This is a genomic window from Bartonella sp. AC329YNZD, from assembly GCF_042196685.1.
Taxonomy (GTDB): Bacteria; Pseudomonadota; Alphaproteobacteria; order Rhizobiales; family Rhizobiaceae; genus Bartonella.
The window spans coordinates 1-26473 of the sequence record NZ_JBHIQS010000020.1; the positions used below are offsets into that span (position 1 = coordinate 1).

The 26473-nt window shown below is 39.0% G+C and carries 12 protein-coding genes and 3 pseudogenes; 10 read left to right on the plus strand and 5 right to left on the minus strand.

Annotated features, from left to right (window positions below; genetic code table 11):
- The 4 genes and pseudogenes from ACFIMW_RS07895 to ACFIMW_RS07910 all read right to left on the minus strand — a co-directional run.
- Nucleotides 1-299 (minus strand): annotated as a pseudogene (locus tag ACFIMW_RS07895) (hypothetical protein); the annotation flags it as partial.
- An 88-nt stretch (nt 300-387) separates the two neighbouring features.
- A complete protein-coding gene (locus ACFIMW_RS07900) occupies nt 388-1050 on the minus strand; it encodes a hypothetical protein (RefSeq protein WP_375608715.1) in 663 nt (220 codons plus the stop codon).
- 82 nt (nt 1051-1132) lie between these two features.
- Nucleotides 1133-1864, minus strand: coding sequence for a hypothetical protein (locus tag ACFIMW_RS07905; protein ID WP_375608714.1), 732 nt, complete (start codon nt 1862-1864; stop codon nt 1133-1135).
- 1650 nt (nt 1865-3514) lie between these two features.
- A pseudogene (locus ACFIMW_RS07910) lies at nt 3515-4168 on the minus strand (type ISP restriction/modification enzyme); the annotation flags it as partial.
- Nucleotides 4169-4594: 426 nt separating this feature from the next.
- Between ACFIMW_RS07910 and ACFIMW_RS07915 the strand changes: the two are divergent.
- From ACFIMW_RS07915 to ACFIMW_RS07960, 10 genes and pseudogenes are all read left to right on the plus strand, one after another.
- Nucleotides 4595-6355: a ShlB/FhaC/HecB family hemolysin secretion/activation protein gene (locus tag ACFIMW_RS07915; protein WP_375608713.1), complete on the plus strand. Its 1761-nt coding sequence runs from the start codon at nt 4595-4597 to the stop codon at nt 6353-6355.
- A 90-nt stretch (nt 6356-6445) separates the two neighbouring features.
- Nucleotides 6446-14065: a DUF637 domain-containing protein gene (locus ACFIMW_RS07920; protein ID WP_375608712.1), complete on the plus strand. Its 7620-nt coding sequence runs from the start codon at nt 6446-6448 to the stop codon at nt 14063-14065.
- 62 nt (nt 14066-14127) lie between these two features.
- Complete coding sequence (locus ACFIMW_RS07925; RefSeq protein WP_375608711.1) at nt 14128-14700, plus strand: SMI1/KNR4 family protein; 573 nt, start codon at nt 14128-14130, stop codon at nt 14698-14700.
- Nucleotides 14701-14751: 51 nt separating this feature from the next.
- Nucleotides 14752-15330, plus strand: coding sequence for an SMI1/KNR4 family protein (locus tag ACFIMW_RS07930; RefSeq protein WP_375608710.1), 579 nt, complete (start codon nt 14752-14754; stop codon nt 15328-15330).
- A gap of 52 nt (nt 15331-15382) precedes the next feature.
- Entirely contained in the window at nt 15383-15868 is a 486-nt protein-coding gene (locus ACFIMW_RS07935; protein ID WP_375608709.1) for an SMI1/KNR4 family protein, read from the plus strand.
- The gene (locus ACFIMW_RS07940) at nt 15865-16329 is read left to right on the plus strand and encodes an SMI1/KNR4 family protein (RefSeq protein WP_375607373.1); all 465 of its coding nucleotides are present in this window, start codon (nt 15865-15867) and stop codon (nt 16327-16329) included. The genes ACFIMW_RS07935 and ACFIMW_RS07940 overlap by 4 nt, the downstream gene beginning before the upstream one ends.
- A 102-nt stretch (nt 16330-16431) precedes the next feature.
- A complete protein-coding gene (locus ACFIMW_RS07945) occupies nt 16432-17019 on the plus strand; it encodes an SMI1/KNR4 family protein (protein WP_375608708.1) in 588 nt (195 codons plus the stop codon).
- A gap of 42 nt (nt 17020-17061) precedes the next feature.
- A complete protein-coding gene (locus tag ACFIMW_RS07950) occupies nt 17062-17652 on the plus strand; it encodes an SMI1/KNR4 family protein (protein ID WP_375608707.1) in 591 nt (196 codons plus the stop codon).
- A 47-nt stretch (nt 17653-17699) separates the two neighbouring features.
- A complete protein-coding gene (locus ACFIMW_RS07955) occupies nt 17700-18176 on the plus strand; it encodes an SMI1/KNR4 family protein (protein ID WP_375608706.1) in 477 nt (158 codons plus the stop codon).
- Between the two features lie 5 nt (nt 18177-18181).
- Nucleotides 18182-20816: pseudogene (locus ACFIMW_RS07960) on the plus strand (DUF6990 domain-containing protein).
- Nucleotides 20817-22063: 1247 nt separating this feature from the next.
- Here ACFIMW_RS07960 and ACFIMW_RS07965 read toward each other — a convergent pair.
- Nucleotides 22064-26473, minus strand: a 4410-nt coding sequence (locus ACFIMW_RS07965) for a type ISP restriction/modification enzyme (protein ID WP_375608705.1), incomplete at its 5' end; no start/stop codon positions are given.

Here is a 26473-nt window from a genome sequence, read left to right on the forward strand (position 1 = left end):
ATGAAAGCCTTGCCATAGATTTCACAATTCCCATAGACTTGACCACAAACTTGAGAAAAATGCCGTATTTTTGCATTGTCATAAACACGGGCATAGCCATACACACAAGCATTATCATAAACCCAGCAATTGCCATCATGGGATAGATTAGCTTCCTTTTCAATAAAGCCCCCTAAATCCCCCGTCTTAACATCATCAAAATCTTTTAAAGCCCGAATGCGATAAAGGTTTATAATATTTCGAGTAAGAGCATGTTTGATTTTTTTGATTTCACTGGTTAATTCGTATTTTTGAGACATAGAGATACCCTCACATAATAGATATGTGTTAAACGGTTAGGAAAATTTGATTGGAAAGAAGGCGCCCCCGCCGCGCCCGCGCCATTATTTACGCAGCGTTATTTGCAATAACCTTTACAACGTTATCGCTTTCATAAACCTCACAATTTATGGGAACCCAATATAAATCACTATCTCTTTTTAATCTTGCATTGCCATATACATTACCTCTAATCACGAAATAACCAGAGATTTTCGCATTACCATAAACAGAGCCTTTAATCTTGGCATGGCACCCCACACTAGCACGACCATAAACCTTGCCATAAATCTTTGCAGCACCACTAACAGAAGCATGATCATAAACCTCGGCATTGCCATGAATGCGTGCACTTCCTGATAATTTTGCATTGCCATAAACCCGCGCCTGATGATAAACCCAAGCATTATAAGAAAGATGCGCATTGTCATAAACATGGGCATTTGCATAAACGCGGGCATGGTCACATACATGAGCATTGCCATAAACAAAGCCCATTATAATAGCCTTATTAAAAACCTTGGCATTTTCATAAATATGGGCAGGATTTAAAACAAGAGCATTATCATAAACCCAGCAATTACCATCATGCGATAAGTTATTTTCATTTTCAATAAAGCCGCCTAAAGCCCCAGTTTTGACATCATCAAAGTCTCTTAAAGCTTTAATGCGATAAAGAGTTTTATTATTAAATACACGCGTTTCATTTGTGAGTGCAAACTTTTTTTGCATAGCACAATTCCTTTATAAAAAGATTTAAATTTTAAAATGAGATGTTTTAAAGAGGGGCGCCCCCGCCGCGCCCGCGCGTTATTTACGCAGCATCATTTTCATATTCGCTATCATCGTCATAGTACCATTCACAATCAGCATAATACTCATGACGGTAATAATCATCTTCACTCCCAAATTCTGGATATGCCTCATCCCAAATATGATCATCTGCTGTTAAAGAGGCGGCGCTGTGAACATAAGAATCGCCAGAGATAAGAGCCCCACAAACCACGGCATCATCAAAAACACGCGAGCCATCACAAATATGAGCAGCGCCGCTTATTTTAGCATTGCCCCCGACATGAGCATCATCACAAATAACGGCATCATCACAAATATGAGCATGATCAGTGACGCGGGCGTTATCATAAATTTTAGCATTACCTTCAATTACAACGGCATTGCTAACATGAGCATTGCCATAAAGCTTTGCATTGTCCTTTAATAACATGCCTTCAAAAATAGCATTACCATAAATTTTAGCATTACCACAAACGTCAACAAAAAAGCTTTTTACTTTAGCATTGCCTGAAACCCTTGCATTTTGAAAGACGCGCGCTTTGTCATAAACCCAGCAATTGCCTTTGTGAGATAAGTTACTTTCGTTTTCAATATACCCCCCAAGATCGCCCGCTTTGACATCTCCAAAATCTCTTAAAGCACGTATACGGTATAATATGAGACCAGTCACAAAATCCATTTCGCCAGTAAACTCATACTTTTTGGATATTTTTTTCTTATTAACGGGAGTGTTTTTTACTATAGTTTTCATAGTTTTTTCCTAACGAAATTAAAATTTTTCATTAACAGCCCATAAGGGCGCCGGGTGCTGAAAAACACGGTCGTTAGTCCGCTGTTATGCTTTCCTCATCAAAGAGTATTGTATAGCATAACCACACCCGACATAATCGTTATATGCTAATGGTAGCATAAAAGAAAGTCAGTATTTTAAAGAATGGGAAGGGTTGTTTCGTAACCAATCCGCTAACGATTAAGTGTTTTTCAATCACTTGATTATTTATATAACAAAATACGTATTTATTGTCAAATAATATTTTATCTTTTTTGATATTTTTTTGTATTTTTTAAATGCATTGTGTATTGATAATATCTTATGCCTATTAATTGCTTCTTTTATATTTATATGCTTTTAAAGCTATATTATGGGATTTCTGAAACGATTGCGTTCTTTTTTGAATCTATACATTTATAATATTTAGAAACGCTATCATAATGCATATTTTTAACTTTATAACCTATCAATTTTTTTACTAAATGAATTTAAATTTTTTTTGTGAATTTTGTTTATAACGCATTTATCATTTGCACTATCTTAATAGGCACCGCGCTCTTATAACCAATGCTTTCATTTGCATTATGATTATAAAACCTTGCTGTTTTTATGCATTCTCTATAGCTGTTATATATTTTATAGCCATGGCATCATTTTTTATTTTCATAAGAGAAATGATAAATAGGATAATTGTGATTTATTGCCTGTTATGAAAACATCTCAATAGAAACTGATAATTATAGAGATTAGCAAAATCCCTTTTAATAGACCGTGTCAGTGTTGTCAGTTTTGTCAGTTCTTTTTAGACCCTCTATTATTTTTTTTAAATGCGTAAAAACTAAAAACATTATATTTCAATAGGTTAATTTCTTTAAAACACAACTCATATCAAGAATACAATCTTTAAAGATAACCAATGATATGAATTGATTAAAACCTGTCAGTTATGTGTCAGTAAATTGAACTGACAAAAGTGATCATTTGAGTGAGTCATTACAACGTGCTTTATGAAAATCATATGATCCTTTAAAGCTTTTCAAAAGATAGCTTGTAACTCATAAGAGATGCTATCAAGATCATTATAGTTATGAGTTTTGACGGGGTTTTGAGTTTTGAGGGTTGCTGCTATTATGTAAAAAAACGATAAAAATTAAAAACGTTATATTTCAATGTGTTAATATTTTACAAATCTTAAAAAACAACCCATATTGATAACACAACCTATAAATTCAACTAATAATATACGTTTTGAGGGGGTTTTGACGGTTTTTACACCTTCAAAACCTATAAGCAAAATGAATATATATATAACTCTCTTTAAACAAAGCTTTTGAAAAGGATAAAGCACTCATTTTAGATTACGGTATAACCTCTTAAAGGCAATGTAAAAAAATCTAATTCACTTTAAGAGTGGATTTCTTAAAAGTTTTAAAGCAATCCAAATAAGAGTATCTAAAAGTGCAAGTTTCTTCTTTTTAGAATAACGCATGATAAATTATCCTTTTAAAGATTGTATGTAAGCAATGTATAAAGGGGGTATAGAGTATAAAGGGGTATAGGAACCTATAGCTATAAGACCTTGTACCCCTTATGAGTTTATCATACCCATTATGTGAGCATGCTTTTAAGTTATTCAGTTTCTCTTAATACCAAATTTGGTAAGTTCTTAACGATTTTCATGGTTTCTAAACTTACGGTAATAACCCTCTGAAATAACTCTAGAGGGTAGGCAGGGTTGCCAACGGTTTCAACAGCATAGCGATTAGCATCATTCACAATGCCACTCTTTTTATCAGTCTTAACGCATTGACGCCCCATAACCCATTCAAGAGCGGGTTTACCATTGACGATATACTTATAAGCTTCAAGAGGGATATCTGTGATGATGATATTGCTGTTATAAATAACCGTCGATTTATCCTTTTCCTTACTATTCCCAGCGAATTTCATTTCAGTTACATAATAAAACTTTTCTGGATTAGAGATCTCTGTAAATTTTGGATTAGCCTTTTTAAAGGTCATTGGATAAGGTTTTACATCTTTATAATTCACGTGCAAATGACCCAGTTCACGCCCTGCTGTTACAAACTTCCAAAAATCTTCAGCAGTTTTTACACAAGGAATACGAGGCAATTCTTTAGAGAGGTTATCAGCATAACGAGAGCGATAACCTTCCGAATGAAGTAGACCGTAAACATAATAGAATAAATCATCTTTCGTGATAGTTTCATTAGGATAAGCAGTTTTAAAATATGCTAATTCTTCATAAGTTATGGCATTACGCATTTTCTTTTTTTTATTTTAGTAATAAACTATTGTCATACTATTTTTCTTATCAAGCGATAATAATGGATAGTATCTTGTTGTTTCTAATATGTAACAGTTCCAATAAATTTGGTATATTCTATGAATAAGAGTCTTTACTTGAAGCTCAAGATTATATTACATGCAACACCTTAAAATTAAGAAGCATATTAGAGTGTATGATTGTCATTTAACAGTGTCATTGTAAAATCTTCAAAAGCGGGGGAAATGATATGGTTTGCACAACTAATAAAGCAGGTGTATACAGTACAGTCTATGCTTTTTTCTCAGAAATTATAAGTATTATTTTCATCAAAAAATTAAAAAATTGTTACGCGATTGGCGATTTTTTCTGTGACGCTGACGATATGGTTCATTTTGTTGCTTATTTTGAGGGCACAATGAATGCATAGATTTTTTTTCATTTTTGTTTTTGCGGCTATTTTGTGCCTTTTTTCGTTGCCGAGTTTTGCCCAAAACATTCGTGAGAAAGCGATTAATCAATCAGAGAGCATCCAACGACAACAAACGCAACAACAACGTTTTCAGCAATTACACCGTAGAAACGAAACACATGGGGTATTTTTGCCAGACGATGATACCACATCTGCCTATGGTGTTTCGCCTAGTACAACCTGTTTGCTGATCAAAAGCATTGAATTTGTTGGTGCTCAGTTGATTTCTCATACCGACCTTCATGAAGCCATTTCTCTTTGGGAAGGGCGGTGTTTGGGGATTGCCGAAATCAACAAAGTGCTCAAAGCGGTGACCAAGCTTTATATGAAGCGCGGCTATATTGCGGTGCGGGCTTATTTGCCTGAGCAAGATTTAAGCGGCGGTCATCTCAAGATTGTTGTTGTTGAAGGTGTGATGGAAGATATTACCCTTGATGGGCATAAAGTTGAGAGGAGACTTCAAGGAGAAATCACCACGGCTTTTCCAAACCTTATTGGGAAGCCGACCAATCTGCGCCAGATAGAGCAAGGGCTTGATCAAATCAATCGGCTTTTCTCACGCCAAGCCACCATTAATCTTGGTGCTGGTGGCAATTCGGGTGGTTCGATACTCGATGTTCATATTGAAAAACAGAAACCTTGGCTTATTACGCTTTCCAGCGATAATCTTGGCGCTAAAGCAACAGGGCTTTATCAAACGCGCTTGAGCCTTTCTTTTGATGATCTGTTAGGGATTAATGATCAATGGTCGTTTAGCTATCAGCGTTCTATGGATGGTGGTCCGTATCATTTTTCTCACAAGCGTCCCAATAGTGATACTCTAACGGGATCATTTTCTCTACCCTATGGCTATTGGACAACGGGTTTTGATGGGACGTGGAGCCAATATCATTCGAGTGTTAAGGGAATATTTTCCGATATTATGACAGCGGGTAAGTCTTTATCGCTGACACCGTGGATTTCACGGGTTATCGACCGTGATCAAGAGGGAAAGACCTGGGTTACAGGACGGTTGACATGGAAATATTCTGATAATTTTATTATGGGCAGTCGGGTTGATGTTTCCAGCCGTAAACTAGCTATTGCAACCTTTGAGCTTGATCATTCGCGCAAGTGGCTTGGAGGAGAATTAAGCGCGCATATAGGGTTTCATAAAGGGTTGGCAATTCTTGGCGCTTATGACGATAAGGAGCAAGAGAATACAACAAAAAATTCACCCAAAGGGCAATTTTCCAAATTGTCTTTTTCCCTAGGCTACGTGCGTCCTTTTTCGCTCAAACAATATAACTTTCGCTATAACACGCTGTTTTCAGGACAATTATCACCCGACACGTTGTTTAGTTCAGAGCAAATATCGCTTGGTGGTAGTTCCTCTGTGCGCGGGGTGCGTGAGGCGATTTATTACGGCAATAATGGGGCGTTTTGGCGCAATGAATTGTCGCTGTTGTTGCCAGGTTTTTCTTCGAGAATGGGGCGTAAATTTATGAGCCAATTTGCCCCTTATATGGCGCTTGATCTGGGGGCCGTGGCCAATGATGTAAACAAAAACAGTTTTGGCGGGAGCCTCGTTGGGGCAACTCTTGGTTTCCATGCAACCGGAGATATTACGGATATTGATGTGTCTTATTCAAATATTTTAACCCAATCGACAGTGCGAGAAAAGGGAAATGCGACAGGGTTATTTCAAGTGCGGGCATTATTGAGATTTTAGAGCAAATGGGCGGTAAAAATATCGCTGCGCTGTTTATACCCATATGGGTTGTTTTTTAAAAGAGATAAAGAATTTTATGAGGAGCTGAAGATGCGGGGATTGAAAGATCAAAAGCATAGATTGGGATATGGATACAAGCTATGGCAGCGCGTTCTTTGTGTTTTGCAGCGAGGGATCCATAAGGGGCTTTCACTTGTTTTAAGTTTTTGCTTAGCTTTTCAGCCTTTGTTGTTGCAAGCACAAGCGCTTGGAGCGCGAAGTCCCGTTGCACAAGAGAGTCAAGGGATAAAAGCAGCTGATGGGGTTGGCTCTGTTTTCCGCCCCACGGTGGGGAAAGCCGGCAATGATGTGCCGCTGATTGATATTGTGCGCCCCAATGGACAGGGTCTTTCTCATAACAAATATGACAGTTTCAATGTTGATACCCATGGCGTGATTTTGAACAATTCGACTGAGGAGGTTTCGCGTTCACAGCTTGGGGGATTGGTGCCAGGCAACGGCAATTTGCGTTATAGCGGTGCAGCAAAGGTTATCCTCAATGAAGTAGTGAGTGCCAATCGCTCGCGTCTTGAAGGCGTGAGCGAAGTGCATGGGCATATGGCGGATGTTATTATCGCCAACCCCAATGGGATTACCTGTAACGGTTGTGGCTTTATTAATACACCACGGGTGACTTTATCGACCGGACAACCGATTATTGGAGCCGATGGCGCTTTGAGTGGGTTGCGTGTTGAGGGTGGTGATATCACCATAGGCTCTCGTGGGGCTGATGGGAGTGCATTAGATATTTTTGATCTTGTTTCGCGCAAGATCAGTATCGGGGGTCCCATACAGGTCAAAGGAGATTTGGCTGTTATCGCGGGGCGCAATCATTTTGATTATGACAAACGCGAAGCAACTTCTCTTGGTTCTGATGGCAAAGAGCCGGAATTGGCGATTGATTCCAGTGAGTTTGGTGGAATGTATGCGGGGCAGATCCGCGTGATTGCCAATGATAAAGGCGCCGGCGTTAAGATGCGCGGAGACATGGTTGCCAATGCAGGCGCCATGAGATTGACAAGTGATGGCAAGCTGGTAATTGCCAAAGCACGCGCCAAAGGAGCGGTGAAGGCTCATTCTCACCACGACAGTGTACATGTGAAAGATCTGCTTTTTTCAGAAGAAGCAGTTGAACTGAAGGCTTTGAAACATGTTGAACTGGAAAAAAATGCGCGCGTTGCAGCGAGCGGTACTGTCGATGTGGGCGCTGATCTGATCAAGCTCCAGTCTCATGCTCTTCTAGCAAGCGGTATTGGGAGTGATGGTCAACAGTCAGCGACGGGTTTTTTGCACTTACAGGCAGCAAAGCTTGAGGCGGGGAATGGGAGGATAGCCGCCGGTGATCTTTTAGAGATCCAAGCAGCAACAATTGATCTAAGCCGCATGCAAGACAATGATCAAACAGGGGTTTCTTCCCTTGGCGATCTGACCATTAAAACCAATCAAATCACCGCTTTAAACAACCATATTGGTGCTAAGGGGAATATTGTCTTGAGCGCCGATGATGGGCTCACTGTAGGCGCTGGACATTATAGCGCCGGCGGCTCTCTTTTGGTGGAAGCAGCAGAGCTTACATCACGTGCGCGCTTAGTGGCAGAGCAAAAAGTTGACCTTTATGCGCATCACGGTGCCCTGATCCAAGAAGGTACTGTATTGTCCAATGGGAAGATAACGCTGGATGCCCATGGTGCCCTCAATCACACGGGTGATATTGTCAGTATGCAGCAGGTTGCCTTGACAGCGGGTGGCATGCTCACAACTTCTCAAGAGAGCACGATTTTAAGTTATGATGTGGTTTTAAGTGCTGATGCTTTAACCCAAGCAGGGACAGTGGAAGCCCAAGAGGGAGCATTAACCCTTCAAGTGCGTGATGGGGTCGCAAATAACGGCACAATGCGCGGTGAGAGTGTCGATGCTCATATTGGTGCATTTACCAATCAAGGGACGTTTATTGCAACCGATGATTTGCATTTGATGGTAAGCACACAAGAAGGCGCCGATCCGCAACAAGCCTTTCTGAAGAATACATCCGAAGGTGTCCTTCAAAGTGGTGGTGTTTTTGTTGTGACCGCAGGGCAATTAGACAATGCCGGTGCGCTTGGCTCTAGTGGTGAGAATGTTGCCCTCAATGTGGCAGGGAATGTCAGCAATAGTGGGCTGATTTACGCCAAAAAATCTATGGACGTATTCAGTGATGGTGATTTAACCAACACACAGGGCAGAATGATTGCAGAAGAGGCTCTCAGTATTGGTGGGCTGAAAGAGATACGTGCTGGTCATATAAATAATGAGGCTGGTCTTCTCAGTGCTTTAGCCGGTGAGATGAAGATTGTTGCAACGTCTTTTGTCAATAAAAGCGCTGAAGCGACAAATTCAGAGCAACAAAACGCTACACATGATGAAGGTGCGCATGTTTTAGCGCGGGATGGTTTGCGCATTGATGTGGGCAGTTTTGAGAATGTTGATGGTCTCATTTCTACGCAAGGGGCAGTCAATATTGTTGCTGATAGTGTGATCCAAGCAGGGCACATAGAGATTGAGCGTGGTGACCTTCAACTGACCAGCCACGGTGATTTAAGCAATAGTGGCACAATAGAAAGCAATGATACTATTGCTTTGCATGCGCAAAACACTCTAAATCAAACAGGGCGCATTGTTTCTAAAAAGCGGGTTGAGCTTTCCAGTGATGGCATATTGACAATGGGCGAGACAAGTGAGGTGGGCGCCTATGATGTAACGCTGAAGGCAGGCACACTCACCCAAGCTGGGCTTGTGGAAGCGCAAGGCGGGGTACTTACTCTCAACAGCCATGATGTTTTAAGCAATTCCGGTATTATGGTGGGCGGTGTTGTTGATGCGAAGCTTGGGTCTTTAGCCAATTCCGGTCAGCTTTTAGCCAGTGACAGTTTTACGCTTGTGGCAAAAAGTCATGATCCGTCATTGGGGCAAGTTGCTCTGGTTTTAAATGGTGAAGACGGTGTTCTCAAAAGTGGTGGCGCTTTTGTCTTAACCGCAGATGTTTTGGACAATGCCGGCAGTATTGGTTCAAGTGGTGATGGGGTTGCGCTCAATGTGAGCGCTGATCTGAGTAATAGTGGGCTGATTTATGCCAAGAAATCTGCCATTTTCTCCTTAGATGGGGATTTTATCAATAAGTTTGCCGATGTCATTGCTGAAGACAATCTCATCATCCGTGGCTTAAGTGGAGAGCGGGCTGGTCATGTGATCAACAGCTCGGGTCTTTTAGAAGCCGTGTCAGGCGATATGACCTTCGATGTCTCAGCGCTTACCAACATGCGTGAAGGTGGGGTTGAAGTTAGCGATAAAGTGGTTTCTCACAGGTTTGTTGCGGGAAGTTGGGAAGGCACTAATGTTAGACACCATCAGATAAAGGAAGATGTTGACACTACAATTAGCCGTCAACAACCTCATTTTACCAATAATGCTGCACAGATTTTAGTAGGACATCATCTGACAATTAATGCCGGTGATATCCGCAATAGCTATAGCTTGATTGCTGCCAATGGCAACATTGAGATGCAGGGTGATACGCTGCTCAATGAGGGGCGTGATTTAATTGAAACAACCAAGATTGTAACTGAAACGCATCGCAGGAAGAAACATTGCCACACAGTATTAGGAGGGTGTAGTATTACAGGCATAACATATTATGGCAGTACTACTGATACCAAAACAACCGTCCGCACTTATGATGCTGTTTATGGCACGATTGAAGCTGGTGGCACGCTTGATGCCAAGTTGACAGGCACTATTGACAATCATGCGGTGCGTGAAGGGGTTGAGCAAGTTGGCTTAAGCTCTGGCGAGAAAGGTTTGGCTGGTGTTAAAAACACCGATTTTGACGGTTCCAAACCACTGATTAGTGATGATCGATTAGATGGGATTATCAATGGTTTGAAAGGGCACAAAGGGCTTTTTGCACCAAGTATCCAAACACCCGCACCAGAATCCATACAGGTGCCAACGCAAGACGGGCTTAACTCTGTTAAGACAGAATTGGCTCAGACCCAATCACCGGATGTGCCGTTTTTAGTTGAGACGCGTCCAGATTTTATCAACCCAAGTAAATTTTTAGGATCGGACTATTACTTAAAAAAGATTGGTAATTATAAGCCTGAGCACGTGTTTAAAAAGTTGGGGGATGCTTATTTTGAATATCGTCTGGTGGGTGAGCAAATCTTTGAGCTGACAGGCAATCGCACTCTTCTTGATGTTGAAGATCCCAATGCTCAAATGCAAAGGCTTTATGACAATGCTGTGGAGCAGCAAGATCCCTTGGAGTTAGAGCTAGGCAAGCCATTAACACCTCAGCAGATTTCTGGGATCAAAAAGGATATGATCTGGCTTGAGACCCACCTTGTCGATGGACAAGAGGTCTTGGTACCCCACGTTTATTTGGCACCAAACACTTCTTTAGCACAAGATGTTTATGGGGCAAAAACGCAGCAAGGAAACCTTGCCAGTGCACGTTTGAAAGGCAATGGCGTTACTATAGAGACGGACCGTTTTGCCAATAGCGGCACCATATCAAGTAATGGTGCATTGCATGTTTCGACTACGCAAACTTTGTTTAATGATGGTGGTTTTTTGCTTGGCAGCGGTGCTGTCGATCTCAGCAGTGGCGATCTTTTAGCCAATTCGTCAGGGGTTATCTTGGGGAATATCATCACCCTCAATGCGAAGACAATCATTGATGGTACTGCAAAAATCCGTGACACGAATGAATATGGTTTTGTTGATCGGATCGGACAGCAGGCTCAAATCATTTCTATACAGGATTTAAACATTCACTCCCTTGGCGATTTAAGCATGACTGGTGGCCAATGGAGCAGTGGTGGACCGATGACGGTCATTGTTGATGGCTCTGCTACGTTTGGTTCATTAGTGTTAGAGAGTGACCATAAGGAGACATTGGAAAAAGGGCATTATAACGCCCAAAGCAGTGAGCACCGTTTGGCAGAAGTCAACAGTGATGGAGATTTGACCATTGTCACAGGTGGTGATCTTAACCTTGGGGGAAAGTTTAAAGCCAAGGGCAATGGGGATTTCACCAGTGGTGGCGCTCTCAACGTGGTTTCAGAGCAAGATTTTAACAGTTTTGATTTGGATCTGAGGGGCAAAGAAGGCGACAAATCGAAGCAAAAGAATAAGTTTCGTCAACAGTCAACAGAAGTTACTACAAACAAAACCACGATAGAAACAGAGGGCAACCTCTCCATGCATACGCAAAATGGGGATCTCACGCTTGATGCCATAGGGGCAAAAAGTGGTGGTCAGACGCATTTGGCATCAGATAAGGGAAAAATCAAGTTTCTGACCAACAAGGATCAAGATTTTAAGGATGTTTATCAGCGTAATGAAAATCTTGTGTGGTGGAGTGAGAGGGACAAAGGTTACCTTAAGGAGACCATCGAGCATGTCACCATAGATGCTAAGGGTGGCATAAAGCTTGATGCGGGCGATGGCTTTGTTGTTGAATATGAGGCAACCGGTGATTTAGACAAATCTCTTGAGCAATTGTCTCGCTCCCCAGGCATGGCATGGATTAAGCAACTGCGTGATGATCCAGAATTATCTAAGCAAGTTGATTGGCAAGCAGTGAAAGCTGAATTTAAAGACTGGGATTATAAAGCCCAAGGGCTGACAGAAGCTGGCGCGGCTCTCGTGGCATTGGCTGTCACGGCGGTTACGGGTGGAGCAGCCTCGGGCGCTGCCAGTGCCATTACCGGTGCTTTGGGGCTTGGCTCGAGCACCGCCATGAATGCAGCGATACAGGCAGGTGTCCAAGCACTGATTAACAAAAGCGCTGTGGCTCTTGTCAATAATCGCGGCAATATTGCCGGCGCCTTGCATGAGCTTGGCTCTTCAAAGAATGTTCTCAGCATTGTCTCGTCGATGTTAACGGCGGGCTTAACCAGCCAACTAACGGAAATGGCAGGTGTTGGACAATCTTTGCCAAAAACCGCTCCTTTTGTCGATCGTATCGCCAGTGAAGCGGAAAAGAACCTGATCAAAGCCGCCATTGGCACAGGCGTGCAAACGGCTCTTGAGGGTGGTTCTCTTGACAAGAACTTTTTTAACAATCTGCGCATCGCCCTGTCTGATACGGTTGGCAAATCGTTGGCGGAAGAAATCGGTACTGCCAAGGCAGAAGGCAAAATAGACACGGTCACGCAAATCGTTGCCCATGCCGGTCTTGGCTGCTTAAAAGGCGCGGTTGCGAGCGGTGCTTGCTCTGCCGGTGCTGTGGGGGGTGCTGTGGGCGAAGCCACTGCTATGCTCCAGTTTCAATTGTGGGTGCAAGGCATTGTGAAAGAGGAAATGGGAGATCTAAACGGTCGCACCCCAACTGCGGAAGAGGAAGCGCGTATAAACGCAAAGATTGATGCGCAGTTTGCTGACTTTAGGGATCACACCATTGATGTCGCACGGGCTGCGGGGGGCGTTGCCGCTGCCCTTGCCGGTGGCGATGTTGATGCTGGTGCTGATGCCGCTGGTAATGCCGCTGCAAATAACTTTTTGGGGAGTGCACAACGCGCTCAGATGAAGAAAGAGTTAGAAGAGTGCCCTGATGATCAGTGTCGAAGAGATGTTAACGAAAAATGGTTCGAGATTGATGAACAACAAGATAGAACTTTTTCGACAGGAATTATGACTGGTCTCATTGCCGATATACCAATCAAGCTATACGAGTTAGCTGATGGCGCTGTGAAGAACATGATGTTACAAATGATAATATTTGCTAGCAATCCACGGGGGGGCGTTGAAAAGAGTGTTAAAGACATTGGAACAGGAGCGTCTTGGGTCGTGAGTGGACATGTGATTGATGATGTCTGGGAAGGTGCTGGTCAATTCTGGGGAGGTGTTGAGGATTCCTTTATAGGGGATATAGATTACGTAAAAGAGAATCTTGAAAAAGCGGAAGTTAACGGAGCTTTTAATGCTGGTTTTGAAACTGGAAGATTATCAGCCGGAGTGTTAGAAAACTTTGTTGGAGGCGCTGGAGCAGCCAAGGGAGCCATAAAGCTTGGCGAAAAGGCTGTGATCAAGTTCAATGCTAGGAAAGATTTTGTCCAATTCGCTTCCAAGAAAAATCTTGCAGAACTTGCAGCTCAAGGAGATCCTGACAAATTTGCGGCGAAGAAAGAACTAACTAAACTTGCTGCTAAAGAAAAAAAGCTTTGGTTAAAAAAGAAACCCACTAAATTTACCGATAGCAAATTTGGACAGACCTACACAGTTTATCGGAGAGACGATTTGTTTGATCCTCATGCAAGGGTTAAATGGACTGAAAAAGGGGAAACGGTATGGGGCACCAATGTTGAAAGGACAAAAACAGGAAGAGCACCTATAGGGTTTGATGGTAAGCCTGTTGAGTTGCATCACCTAAATCAAACCCCTGATGGACCCCTAGCGGAAATTAGCCATGAATTTCATAAAAAATATACTTCTGTTATTCATGCTAATCCAAAAACACATCAATCGCTCATAGATAGAAAAAAGTTTGAGAAGCAGAGAGAGGAATATTGGAAAGAATACGGCAATGGGCATGGAGAACAAAAAAACAGTAGTTTAGGAGGAATAATTGATATGAAATGGGGTATCATAGGTCTAAATTTTGACAGATGGGGACAGGAGCACCGGCAGTAATACTCTACGATTGATGAAAAAAGAAAAAAGAAACTTATAAAATAATTTATGGAGGATAATTGATGAAAACCTATACCTTAGATGATGTTACAGTATTAGTTGATAAATATGAAGGTGATATTGTTAATTTTGCTAGCAAAGATAAGGAGGTTGATGATCTCGTGATTGAAAAAGCTGAGGAAATTCTTGGTTTGCAATTCACATCTTCCTATAAAGTTTTTTTAAAACATTATAAAGGCGGGGACATTGGTGGTTATGAAATCTATAGGCTTTATAAGGAGTGTGGAGAAGATATTCCTTTTGATGATATTGTTTTTCAAAACTTAAATGATAGAAAACGTGGTTTCGCAACACCAGAACAGCTTATCGTTTGTGATGCTGCTTTTGGTGAAACCTTTTATTTTGATTATACGCAGTTTAGGGATGGAGAATGCCCACTTTATGTCATGCTTCCATCTGAGGATTGCGAATATTATGCCAGTAATTTTTATGAATTCCTATGCAAAAGAATTATAGTACACGCAGGAGATGAGATACCTGATGGTGACCAACCGATTGAAAAGATTGAGAACACTCCCACTCCGAAACCTATCCCTTTTTACAAGAGTTTTTGGAAAAAACTATGGAAGAGGTGAAATTGATAGGGAAATATGGAGCGTTTATCACGCAAGTTTTGAGGATCATCTATGAAAACCTATACCTTAGCTGATGTCATAGAATTAGTTGATAAAGTGAATAAATATGATGATGATATTATCCATTTTCGTACTGAAGATGATGCAGTTGATGATCTTGTAATTGAAAGGGCTGAGAAAGCTCTTGGTTTACAATTCACATCCTCTTACAAGAGTTTTTTTAAACATTATAAAGGCGGGGACATTAGTGGTGAAGAAATCTATAGTCTTTATGAGCATCCTATAGGTGTTTCTGTTAATGACGTTGTTTTCCAAAACTTAAATGATAGAAAACGTGGTTTTACGACACCAGAACAACTTGTCGTTTGTGATGCTGATTTTGGTGAAACCTTTTATTTTGATTATACACAGTTTAGGGATGGTGAATGCCCACTCTATCTCAAGTATACATCTGAAGATTGCGAATATTACGCAAGTAATTTTTATGAATTCCTTTGCAAAAGAATTATAGTACATGCGGGAGTTGAGATACCTGAAGGTGATCAACCGATTGAAAAGATTGAGCACACTCCTGCTCCGCAACCTATCCCTTTTTACAAGAGTTTTTGGAAAAAACTATGGAAGAGGTGAAGTTGATAGAGGGAATATGGAGCGTTTATAACGCAAGTTTTGAGGATCATCTATGAAAACCTATACCTTAGCTGATGTCATAGAATTAGTTGATAAAGTGAATAAATACGATGATGATATTATCAATTTTGGTACTGCAGAGGATGCTCCTGATGATATATTGATTGAAAAAGCTGAGAAAACTCTTGGTTTACAATTCACATCTTCCTACAAAAGTTTTTTAAAAAATTATGGAGGAGGAGAAATTGGTTATGAGGAAATTTTTAGCATTTATAACGCAGGTTTTGAGGATCATCCTGCTGGTGATATTGTGTATAAAAACTTATATAATAGGAAACATGGTTTTGTGACACTAGAACAGCTTGTCGTTAGCAGAACTGATTTTGGTGAAACATTTTACTTTGATTATACTCAGGTTCAGGATGGTGAATGCCCACTTTATGTTAGAATTCCATCTGGAGCGTCACATTATTATGCAAGTAATTTTTATGAATTTCTCTGTAAAAGAATTAAGGACCATGCAGGGGAAGATTTATGAAAACTTATACTTTAGATGATGTTGCACAATTAGTTGATAAATATAGTGATAGTGTTGATTTTGGCTCTACAGATGAAGCCGTTGATGATGTACTAATTGAAAAGGCAGAGGGGATTCTTAAATTGCAATTCACAACCTCCTACAAAAGTTTTTTAAAAAACTATGGAAGAGCGGAAATCTGTGGTGAGGAAATATTAAGTGTTTATAATACAAATTTTGAAATTGCTCGTAGTGATGATATTGTCTATTATCATATAACGGATGTAGAAAATGGTTTAGCAAAACCACAGCAGCTTGTTGTGAGTAGAACTGATTTTGGTGAGACATTTTATTTTGATTACTCTCAGTTTCAGGATGGTGAATGTCCGCTCTATCTTAAGTTTCCACCTAGCGATCCCCAGTATTACGCAAGTAATTTTTATGAATTTCTCTGTAAAAGGATTACAGATAACTTGAAGTAAATTTCTTTGTATGGTGGTTTTACTTCCGAATTGCAATGTTAAACCACTATTTTTTCTTTTCAAGAATGCAGGCATCGTTAATATTTTTAAGGGGGATCATCTATGAAAACCTATACCTTAGATGATGTTATAGAATTAGTTGATAAAGTTGATAAATATGATAGTGATATTGTCAGTTTTGGGACTGCAGAAAATGCTGTCGATGATATATGGATTGAAAAGGCGGAGAAAGCTCTCGGTTTGCAATTCACATCTTCTTATAAAAGTTTTTTAAAAAATTATAAAGGGGGAGATATTGGTGGTGATGAAATCTATAGTCTTTATGAAGATTGTGTAGATTTTCCTTTTAATGATATTGTTTGTCAAAACTTAAATTATTATAGAAAACGTGGTTTTGCAACATCAGAACAGCTTGTCGTGAGTAGTACTGATTTTGGTGAAACCTTTTACTTTGATTATACGCAGTTTCGAGATGGAGAATGTCCAATCTATGTTATGTTTCCATTGGATAATTGCGAATATTACGCCAGTAATTTTTATGAATTCCTTTGCAAAAGAATTAAAGTACACGTGGGAGAAGAGATACCTGAAGGTGAACAACCGATTGAAAAGATTGAGCACACTCCCACTCCGCAACCTATCCCTTTTTACAAGAGTTTTTGGAAAAAACTATGGAGGAGGGGCAATTGATAGAGGAAATATGGAGCGTTACGCAAGTTTTGAGGATCATCTATGAAAAACTATACCTTAGATGATGTTGCAGTCTTAATTGATAAAGTAAATAAATATGATGAAGAGATTATCAATTTGGGTACTGAAGATGATGGAGAGGATGAAACAGATGATTTACAGATTGAAAAGGCGGAGAAAGCTTTGGGTTTGCAATTCACATCTTCTTATAAGAGCTTTTTAAAAAAATATGTAGGAGGGGAAATTGGTGGTGATGAAATATTTAGCATTTATGGAGATTGTGGGGAAGGTATTCCTGCTGGCGATATTGTTTACCGAAACTTACTCAATAGAGAACGTGGTTTTGTGACACCAGAACAGCTTATTGTAAGTAGAACAGATTTTGGTGAGACTTTTTACTTTGATTATACGCAGTTTCGGGATGGTGAATGCCCACTCTATGTCATGCTTCCATCTGAAGATTGCGAATATTACGCAAGTAATTTTTATGAATTCCTTTGCAAAAGAATTAAAGAAAGCGTGGGAGTTGAGATACCTGATGGAGACCAACCAATTGAAAAGATTGAGAACACTCCCACTCCGCAACCTATCCCTTTTTACAAGAGTTTTTGGAAAAAACTATGGAAGAGGTGAAATTGATAGGGAAATATGGAGCGTTACGCACGTTTTGAGGATCATCTATGAAAACCTATACTTTAGATGATGTTGCAGTATTAATTGATAAAGTGAATAAATATGATGATGAGATTATCAATTTTGGTACTGCAAAAAATGCTGTCGATGATATATGGATTGAAAAGGCGGAGAAAGCTCTCGGTTTGCAATTCACATCTTCTTATAAAAGTTTTTTAAAAAATTATAAAGGGGGAGATATTGGTGGTGATGAAATCTATAGTCTTTATGAAGATTGTGTAGATTTTCCTTTTAATGATATTGTTTGTCAAAACTTAAATTATTATAGAAAACGTGGTTTTGCAACATCAGAACAGCTTGTCGTGAGTAGTACTGATTTTGGTGAAACCTTTTACTTTGATTACTCTCAGTTTCAGGATGGAGAGTGTCCGCTCTATCTTAAGTTTACACCTAGCGATCCCCAGTATTACGCAAGTAATTTTTATGAATTTCTCTGTAAAAGAATTAAAGAGCACGCAGGGTAATGACGATGCAAACCAAAGATGCAACAGAGATTTTAAAAAGACTTGGCTGGGAGCCTCATCGCGATGAAATGGGTGATATGTTTGCTTATTATCACCTCCCCGATCGCATAGTGCGTATTCACTATGGTGTCATAGATTATGGACGGGATAGCGGAAGATTGTGGGTTTCTGTCAGTCTTACTACTGCTGCTTATTGTCTTGGCTGGGAATACGCTAACGGTAAGAAATCGCGATACCAATATGAGGATATGCTGATTTCTTCAGAAGAGAATTTTGGAGTTACAGCACTGGAGTTTTTTGAAAACCACGTTAAGGTAGCTTTAGACAAAGTGTTAGCTTGGGCGCAAGCACAAGATATTGAGAAAAAATTACGTGAAAAAGCTGCTAATCATTCTCTCGTTGCAAAGGCTCTACTCGGCGATACTGAAGCTTTAAGGAATTACAAACCTACACCTCAATTATATACACCAGAGTTTTCTGATTATGAAAAGATAACGCAGGTTAAGCGCGTTATCTTTTTTGCTGAGGCGTATAAAAATAACGAATTGGATGACATTTTAGCACGCAAAAAACCGAAACAGTGTTTGATGAGTCTCACAGTAGCAACGCGCATTCTTAAAACCCAAGGATGGTTTGCCACAGAGCCTGGGAAAATGTGGTTAGTTTTGCCGGATCGTTTTATTCAATTTGATTTTGGTTTTATACGTCTTCCAAATGATGATTACAATGTTCATCTTGAAGCAGGGATCTCCAACGAAGATATTTCTGTAGCTTGCTATTATATTCACGATAGTAGAAAATGTAGGCAGATATCAGCTACAAATATTTATCAGTCTTTTAATACGATTGAGGGAGGGGTTTTTAGTGGTGTTGATAAAGGGATTGATATTCGTGTAGAGACATTAAATGAGCAGGAGCTTATCAAAATTTCTGAGCGGGTGATACAATGGGCGCGTGCTCAGGATTTAGAAGCAACGATAGAAAGCAAAGCGCTTGTTCAAAAATATAGCTCATGTCCTGATATCTCATGGCATTTGGCTTGTTTAGCATTAACAGGTCAAATTGATGTCTTGAAATCCTATCAAAATGCCGTAAAAGCAGGTACGATTTCTGAATATTTAGATGACGATGATGTGGAAAAATATGTTAATCACGCTGTTCAATTTGCTGAAGGACATCTGACCGTTTTAAAGGAGCGAGAGGCGGCAGATGCACGTATTGGTGTACAATCTTTGGCTCTTCTTAATACAGTTTCTGAAACATTAAAAATGATGAACTGGACAGTCTATCGCGACAAAAATTATAATCGTAATGCCTATTTTATAAGCAAAGACCGTATCATTAATATAATGTACAGTCTTGATAGAAAAGGAAAAACACCGATCCTTATATTCAAGGCTTCACTTTCAACACTTAGTTTTTCTACTACTCATAGAGAGATGTTTCCTAGATTGCCCCAATATATAGCTCTCAAAGAGGCAGAAGAATTTTATACAGTTTCTAGTACTGAATTGGATGAAGGCAAGCTAAAGGAGATTTGTACAGATATACTTGAGTGGGCTGATAACCAAAACACCAACCAAATCATCTATGATTATGCGGCGTTGCTAACAAACAGTGAATTTTGCCTTGCAGAATTTCACCTTATTGCACTTATTTTGACTGGCAATGTCAAAAAACTTAAGTTTTATAAGGAGAGTTTTCAAAGAAAAAGCCGTCTAGGTTTTGTGGAAAACATCACAAAATATGATATTGAGAACGCTCTTACTCTTGCACAGCGTTATTGAACAGGTTTTCCCAAAAAGGCATTGATTTTAAGCTTGGATCCGCAAAACGGCATCTGATGCTTCCAAAACTGTTGCAGGTGAGCCGACAGAGGAAGTAGAGGAAACGGATGACAAAGATGCTCCATTGACCATGGCAAGTGCTCATGAACTTTTAAAAAGCTTAGGTTGGTCAACTGAGAAAATCAATGAAGATGACTATATGGCAAGCTATCAATTGGCTGATCGTGAAGTAGATATTCTTTACAACGATGAAATTGCCAAAGATTGTCCGCAATTTGATAGCGCCTTTTTGATTAGCACGGGAATTTTGGCTTCTGCTTGCAAATACATTGATCCTACTCACACGGAAGATATCCCAGATATACAGCTTAATTTTGAAGCAAAGGGGTTAGAAATCTTTGAACCAGAGGTCAGTGAGGAGCGCTTAAAACAAGCGCTTGATGATGCTTTAGAATGGTCGGTAACAGACATTGACCTTTCTAAAAGACTTCGCTCTGATTATGGCACTGCTCCTTGGGAAAAAGGCGCCACGTCTAAAGCAAACGATACGGATTATGCTTTACTTCATCTTGGCGCTCTTGCTTTATTGGGTGATGTTGAAACCTTACAATCTTATCAGAAAAGTTTTGCAGCAGGTGATCACCTAGGCTTTGACGAGAGCATCAACAAAACCCACCTTGAACGTGTATTAGCTTTAGCCAAAGAAGTAGCAAAGGTGAAGCAAGTGAGTTACGCTTTGATTAAACAGGTGGCAGAAAAGCTTGATGATCAACGAGAGGTTTCCTGCGAAGAGCAGCCTCACTCTTGGAAAGAGAAAATAGCTAAATTTATCGGAAAAAAAGACAAGAAATAGTCCTTTAAAATCTCAAAAATTTTATAGAAAATAGAGTTTTGTCCAAAGCCTTTATCACTCTTTGAGTGAATTCAACAGCTGTGAGATTTTACCGTTGTTACGGATGGTGATTTCACGCTTGGTACTGCAGGGCTATCCAGTGGGGTGGTCAGATGCATCTGGCGGCAGATAAGGGCAAGATTAAGTTTCGCATCAATAAGGATCAAGATTTTTAGGATACTGATCAGCTATGCTTTAATTAAAATAGCCCTTGCGCCAATTTCATAAGATACATGATAAATATGATAATTGTGATTTATAGACTGTTATGAAAACATCTAAAGAGAGATTAATAATTCTAGAGATTAGAAAAATCCTTTTTAATAGACCGTATCAGTGTTGTCAGTTCCTTTTAGACCTTCTATTATTTTTTTAATGAGAAAAAATAAAAATATTATATTTCAATAGGTTAATATCTTTAAAACATAACTCATATCAAGAGTACAATCTTTAAAGATAACCAATGATATGAATTGATTAAAACCTGTCAGTTATCTGTCAGTAAATTGAACTGACAAAAGTGATCATTTGAGTGAGTCATTAAAACGTGTCTTATGAAAAGCATAGGAAATTAAAAACTGATTACGTTATCAAAATCCCTTTTATGAATTTTATCAGTTCTTTTGAATGATAACCTTATGATTTAGAGAATGATTACAACGTGTTTTATAAAAAGCATGTGATCCTTTAAAGTTTTTCAAAAGATAGCTTGTAACTCATAAGAAATGCTATCAAGATCATTAGGTTATGAGTTTTGGGGGGTGCTTTTTGTACGTATTATTTTATTTTTTAATCCAAAATAAAAGTCATTATATTTCAATATGTTAATGTTTTAAAGAAACAACCTATATTAAATACAATCTGTAAATACAATCTATGATATATATTTAAAGAGGTTTTGTAGGGGTTTTGGGGGTTTTAAGAACCTACAAAACCTATAAGTAAAATGAATATATATAACTCACTTTAAACAAAGCTTTTGAAAAGCATAAAGCTATCATTTTAGATTACGATATAATCTTTTAAAGACAATCCAAATAAGAGTATCTAAAAGTGCAAGTTTCTTCTTTTTAGAATAACGCATGATAAATTATCCTTTTAAAGATTGTATCTAATCAACTTAACAAGAGAGAGGTATAGATTAATGGTTATAAGCTCTATACCCCTTGTGAGATCAACATACCCATTATGTGAGCATGCTTTATAAGTTATTCAGTTTCTCTTATTTCTAATTTTGGTAAGTTTTTTACGATTTTCATTGTTTCTAAACTTACGGTAATAACCCTTTGAAATAACTCCAATGGGTAGGCAGGGTTGCCAATGGTTTCAACAGCATAGCGATTGGCATCATTGATAATACCACTCTTTTTATCAGTCTTTACACATTGACGCCCCATAACCCATTCAAGAGCAGGTCTACCATTTACGATATACTCATAAGCTTCAAGAGGGATATCTGTTATTGTGATATTGCTATTGTAAATAACAGTTGATTTATCTTTCTCTTTACCTGCTTTTGCAAATTGCATTTCAGTCACATAATAGAATTTTTCGGGATTAGAGATCTCTGTAACTTTTGGATTACCCTTTTTAAAAGTTACTGGATAAGGCTCTACATCTTCATAATTTACGTGCAAATGACCCAGTTCACGCCCTGCTGTTACAAACTTCCAAAAATCCTCAGCACTCTTTACGCAAGGAATGCGAGGTAATTCTTTGCATAAATTATGAGCATAACGAGCACGATAATCTTCCGAATGTAACAATCCGTAGACGTAATAGAATAGATCATCTTTAGTGATTTTTTCATTAGGATAAGCGGCTTTAAAATGTGCTAGCCCCTCATCAGTAATGGCATTACGTCTCTGTAAACCAGCTGTTGTGTTTTTCTCTGTAGAATTTGCAAACAAATGGGATTGTTGCTTACTTTTACCTTTTGAAACCGTAGCATCTTCATAAATATATCTTGGAAAGCATTGACCTGTATCTATTGCATGAAAATCAGGTAGATCTTTAGTCATAATAACAGAAAATCCACTTCTTGCCCCTATAGCAGAAACTTGTATCACTGTATTTTTGATCATTTTTTCTACAGGAAAGATACGAGGCATTTGATAAATTGCTTCATTAAAAATGCGATTATAATAAAGCCACTGTCGTGTAAAAGGACGATATAAACTTTGAACAAAACCGACTTCTTCAAATTTTAAAATATGACCTCTTGCTAATTGTTTTTTTATATTCAAACTCCAACTTATCTTGCTTGTATCTGAATTAACAAAATTATCTACAGCCTTTTTACGTGATTTACTGTCAGTGTGCGCATAAGCATTATTAAAACGTTCTGCTTCACTGTTATAGAAGGCAATCATGTTACCCATATTTTTCGCTAAAATTGCACGACTTGAATTGTATGCCCAAGCATCACGACTAGTCGTAATGCCACAAGAATAAATCTCAAAGAGTTTTTTCTCATGAGGTCTCTTATCGCCTAAAGCTAAGAATGTTTCAAAACTGTCATCACGTTGACGTATCCAATCACCATGCTTATCTGGTGTGATTATTTGCCAATCTTTTTTACTTCGTGTAATGCCATCAATACTACCAAAGTCCTTAATTGTTTTAAGTTTTTTTTTTCTTGTTTGATTATCACCAATATCATGATAGTAAATTTTACAAGGTCCAATAGTATTGGGATTTTTTATAAACAGCGTCACGGCAATGCCCGTCATACTACCACTACCAAAAACATTTTCACCTTCTTGAGCAGCTCCATTGCTCAACATATTTTTACGAAGATCCCCTCGTAAATTAAGTACATAAATACTCGTAAATTCTTTGGCTAAAGATTTTCGTAAACTATTCATTGTCGATTTTTCTATGTAACCAGAGCCAGAAACAAAGCCGATTACCCCAGCATTACCAATACGGTCACTTGCCCAGCGCATAGCACGAATATAACTGTCATAAAAATTTCGCGTATTCATTGATTTAGATTGAGCAGCATAGGTTTCACGAATACGGTTATTTAATATGGGATAAGGGGTATTCTTTGCATTGTCATTAGCACTTTTTTGACCTGTTGAATAAGGAGGATTGCCGACAATAACTTGGATATCTACTTCCTGCTGTTTTTTACACCGCTCTGAATTCTCAAACATATAGCGTGTAAAAAAATCTTTTTCTTCAAGCATCAAAAACGTATCAGTTAAACAAATTCCTTCAAAAGGTATATACTCTCCTTTCATAAGACTATGATAGGTCGATTCAATGTTAATCGCTGATATGTAATAGGCTAGCAAAACAATCTCATTGGCATGAATATCATGACGGAATTTATATTCCATATCCTCTGGTTTGATGAGTCCAGATTGTAAAAGCCGTGTGATAAAGGTTCCCGTTCCAGTGAAAGGATCAAGAATAGAGACACCTCGAGAACTTAAGCTTTGTCCAAACTCTTGCTCTAAAACATCATTGACGGAATGTAAGATAAAATCAACTATTTCAATAGGTGTATAAACAATCCCAAGTTTATCTGTTGTCTTTTTGAATGCTTTGGTAAAAAAATCTTCGTAAAGTTTGATAATAAGATTCTGTTTTGCTCGCGTCTCAATAATCTCCTCTGTATCATCCTTTATACTTTGATAAAACTTTTCAAGATCTTTGGCTTCGTCTTTGATATTCATCTTATCAAGTTCAGCTAAGATTTTTTCCATCGCTTGCGAGATGGCGTTTTTACTCACAAACTCATTTCCATCAAACAAGGATTCAAAAATAGGTCGTGTCACAAGGTGTTGCGCCAACATCTCGAGTGCATCCTCTTGTTCGATACTGTCATTTAAACCGTTCTTTAATTCTTTATGAAAGGCATGAAAGGCGCGATAAGCTTCACTCTTTTTATCAGCGAGTATGCTTTTAAGACGAATAATATGATTTTGTGCAATTGCAGCTACATTGCCAGCCCAATTTCCCCACTGATTAGGCTCTCCACATTTTTTGACAATGATGGGCTTAATAGCACGCGATAATTCATCAACATAAAACTCGAATTCTTTTTGTCCTCCATATTTATAAGAGCTTTCACTTGCTACTGAACCAATATGAAGCCCAACACTTTCCGATTTTGCGTGGAAAGAGAGTTCGTCAACAACAGCGGTCATTGCTTGTAAAGCAGGGTCAAAAGTGACTCCTACAATCTCAAACACATGACGAACATTTTGGTCTAGCTCTAAGGCTTTTATTTTGTTTTTAAAGTTGTCATCATGAGCACGCAAAGCATTGAGAACTTGCCAGATGACATCATACTTCGTATTGTTTTCTAAAGCCTGTTGTGGTGGAATATTAAAGGGAATACCAACGGGTAAAATAATATAGCCTGTTGTTTTACCTTCTGCGCGACGCATCACGCGCCCCACCGCCTGTATCACATCTACATGACTTTTACGCGGGTGTAAAAACATAACCGCATCAAGAGCAGGGACATCGACTCCTTCAGAGAGACATCGGACATTGGTTAACACACGGCAGTTATTCTCATCTGTATCTTCTTTAAGCCAATCAAGTAATTTATTACGTTTTTTGCCATTAAAAGATCCATCAATGTGCTTAACATCAAAGATAAGAGAAGTCTTACTTTCGGGAACAAATTTATGATATTCATCAATGGCGTCATTGAATAGTTCGCTAACTAATTGAGACGTCTTGATATTTTTACAAAAAGCCAGAGAACGACGCATAGGTTTTATGTCATCTTCTTCCTTCTTTTCTATTTGGGAAAGTGCTTTGTAGCAGCCAATGATTTTAGTTGTATCATCAAGAATAAGTTCAGAATTTTTATCTTTAAGGCGTTTCTGAATCGTTGCGTTAATAATTGCTTCATCAACAGCCAAGACGATAACTTTATAGGGTGTTAAAAGTTTATCTTTTAGAGCTTTTGAAAAAGTATAAGTGTAAAGATTTTTTCCATAGAGCTCTTCATCATCCATGGACGCCAGAACAGCATCAGATGCGTCAGCCTTCTTTTTCAGCTTGTCGGTAAAGATCTTAGGGGTTGCCGTCATGTACAGACGTTTTTTACCTTGAATGATGCTGTTATCATGAACCTTGATAAATTCAGATTCATGCTTGTCTGTTCCCAATACAACCCCAGTCGTACGGTGTGCTTCATCACAAATGATCAGATCAAATTCGGGTAAATCATATTCCTTTTGTGCATTCGAAATCACTTGAATGGAATGATAAGTTGAAAAGACCACAGTCATCACATCAAGAGAGGTCTTATTGGCTTTACGCGCAAGCTCTTTGGCATCGGTAGTAGCCGGTAAAACAAGGTCTGATGCATCGAGACCAGCTTCATCATCATTTTTATTCTTACGACGCTTACCTACTTGCGTATCCGAACATACGGCAAAGGAACGCAAGGATACTTCTGTATCTTCTGTCCATTCACGAATTGTTTGAGAGATAAGAGCGAGAGAGGGCACCAGAAACAATACACGCTTGCCTTGACCTGCTATGGTTTCTGCTATCTTAAGGCTTGTAAAAGTCTTCCCCGTTCCACATGCCATAATGAGTTTGCCACGGTCTGCTTCTTGTAAACCTTCACAGACTTTCTTGAT

Bases quoted from the DNA above. Each gene is read 5' to 3' on its own strand.
- ACFIMW_RS07940 (WP_375607373.1), top strand. From the start codon at position 15,865: ATGAAAACTTATACTTTAGATGATGTTGCACAATTAGTTGATAAATAT.
- ACFIMW_RS07915 (WP_375608713.1), top strand. From the start codon at position 4,595: ATGCATAGATTTTTTTTCATTTTTGTTTTTGCGGCTATTTTGTGCCTT.
- ACFIMW_RS07930 (WP_375608710.1), top strand. From the start codon at position 14,752: ATGAAAACCTATACCTTAGCTGATGTCATAGAATTAGTTGATAAAGTG.
- ACFIMW_RS07955 (WP_375608706.1), top strand. From the start codon at position 17,700: ATGAAAACCTATACTTTAGATGATGTTGCAGTATTAATTGATAAAGTG.
- ACFIMW_RS07925 (WP_375608711.1), top strand. From the start codon at position 14,128: ATGAAAACCTATACCTTAGATGATGTTACAGTATTAGTTGATAAATAT.
- ACFIMW_RS07900 (WP_375608715.1), bottom strand. From the start codon at position 1,050: ATGCAAAAAAAGTTTGCACTCACAAATGAAACGCGTGTATTTAATAAT.
- ACFIMW_RS07935 (WP_375608709.1), top strand. From the start codon at position 15,383: ATGAAAACCTATACCTTAGCTGATGTCATAGAATTAGTTGATAAAGTG.
- ACFIMW_RS07945 (WP_375608708.1), top strand. From the start codon at position 16,432: ATGAAAACCTATACCTTAGATGATGTTATAGAATTAGTTGATAAAGTT.
- ACFIMW_RS07905 (WP_375608714.1), bottom strand. From the start codon at position 1,864: ATGAAAACTATAGTAAAAAACACTCCCGTTAATAAGAAAAAAATATCC.
- ACFIMW_RS07920 (WP_375608712.1), top strand. From the start codon at position 6,446: ATGCGGGGATTGAAAGATCAAAAGCATAGATTGGGATATGGATACAAG.
- ACFIMW_RS07950 (WP_375608707.1), top strand. From the start codon at position 17,062: ATGAAAAACTATACCTTAGATGATGTTGCAGTCTTAATTGATAAAGTA.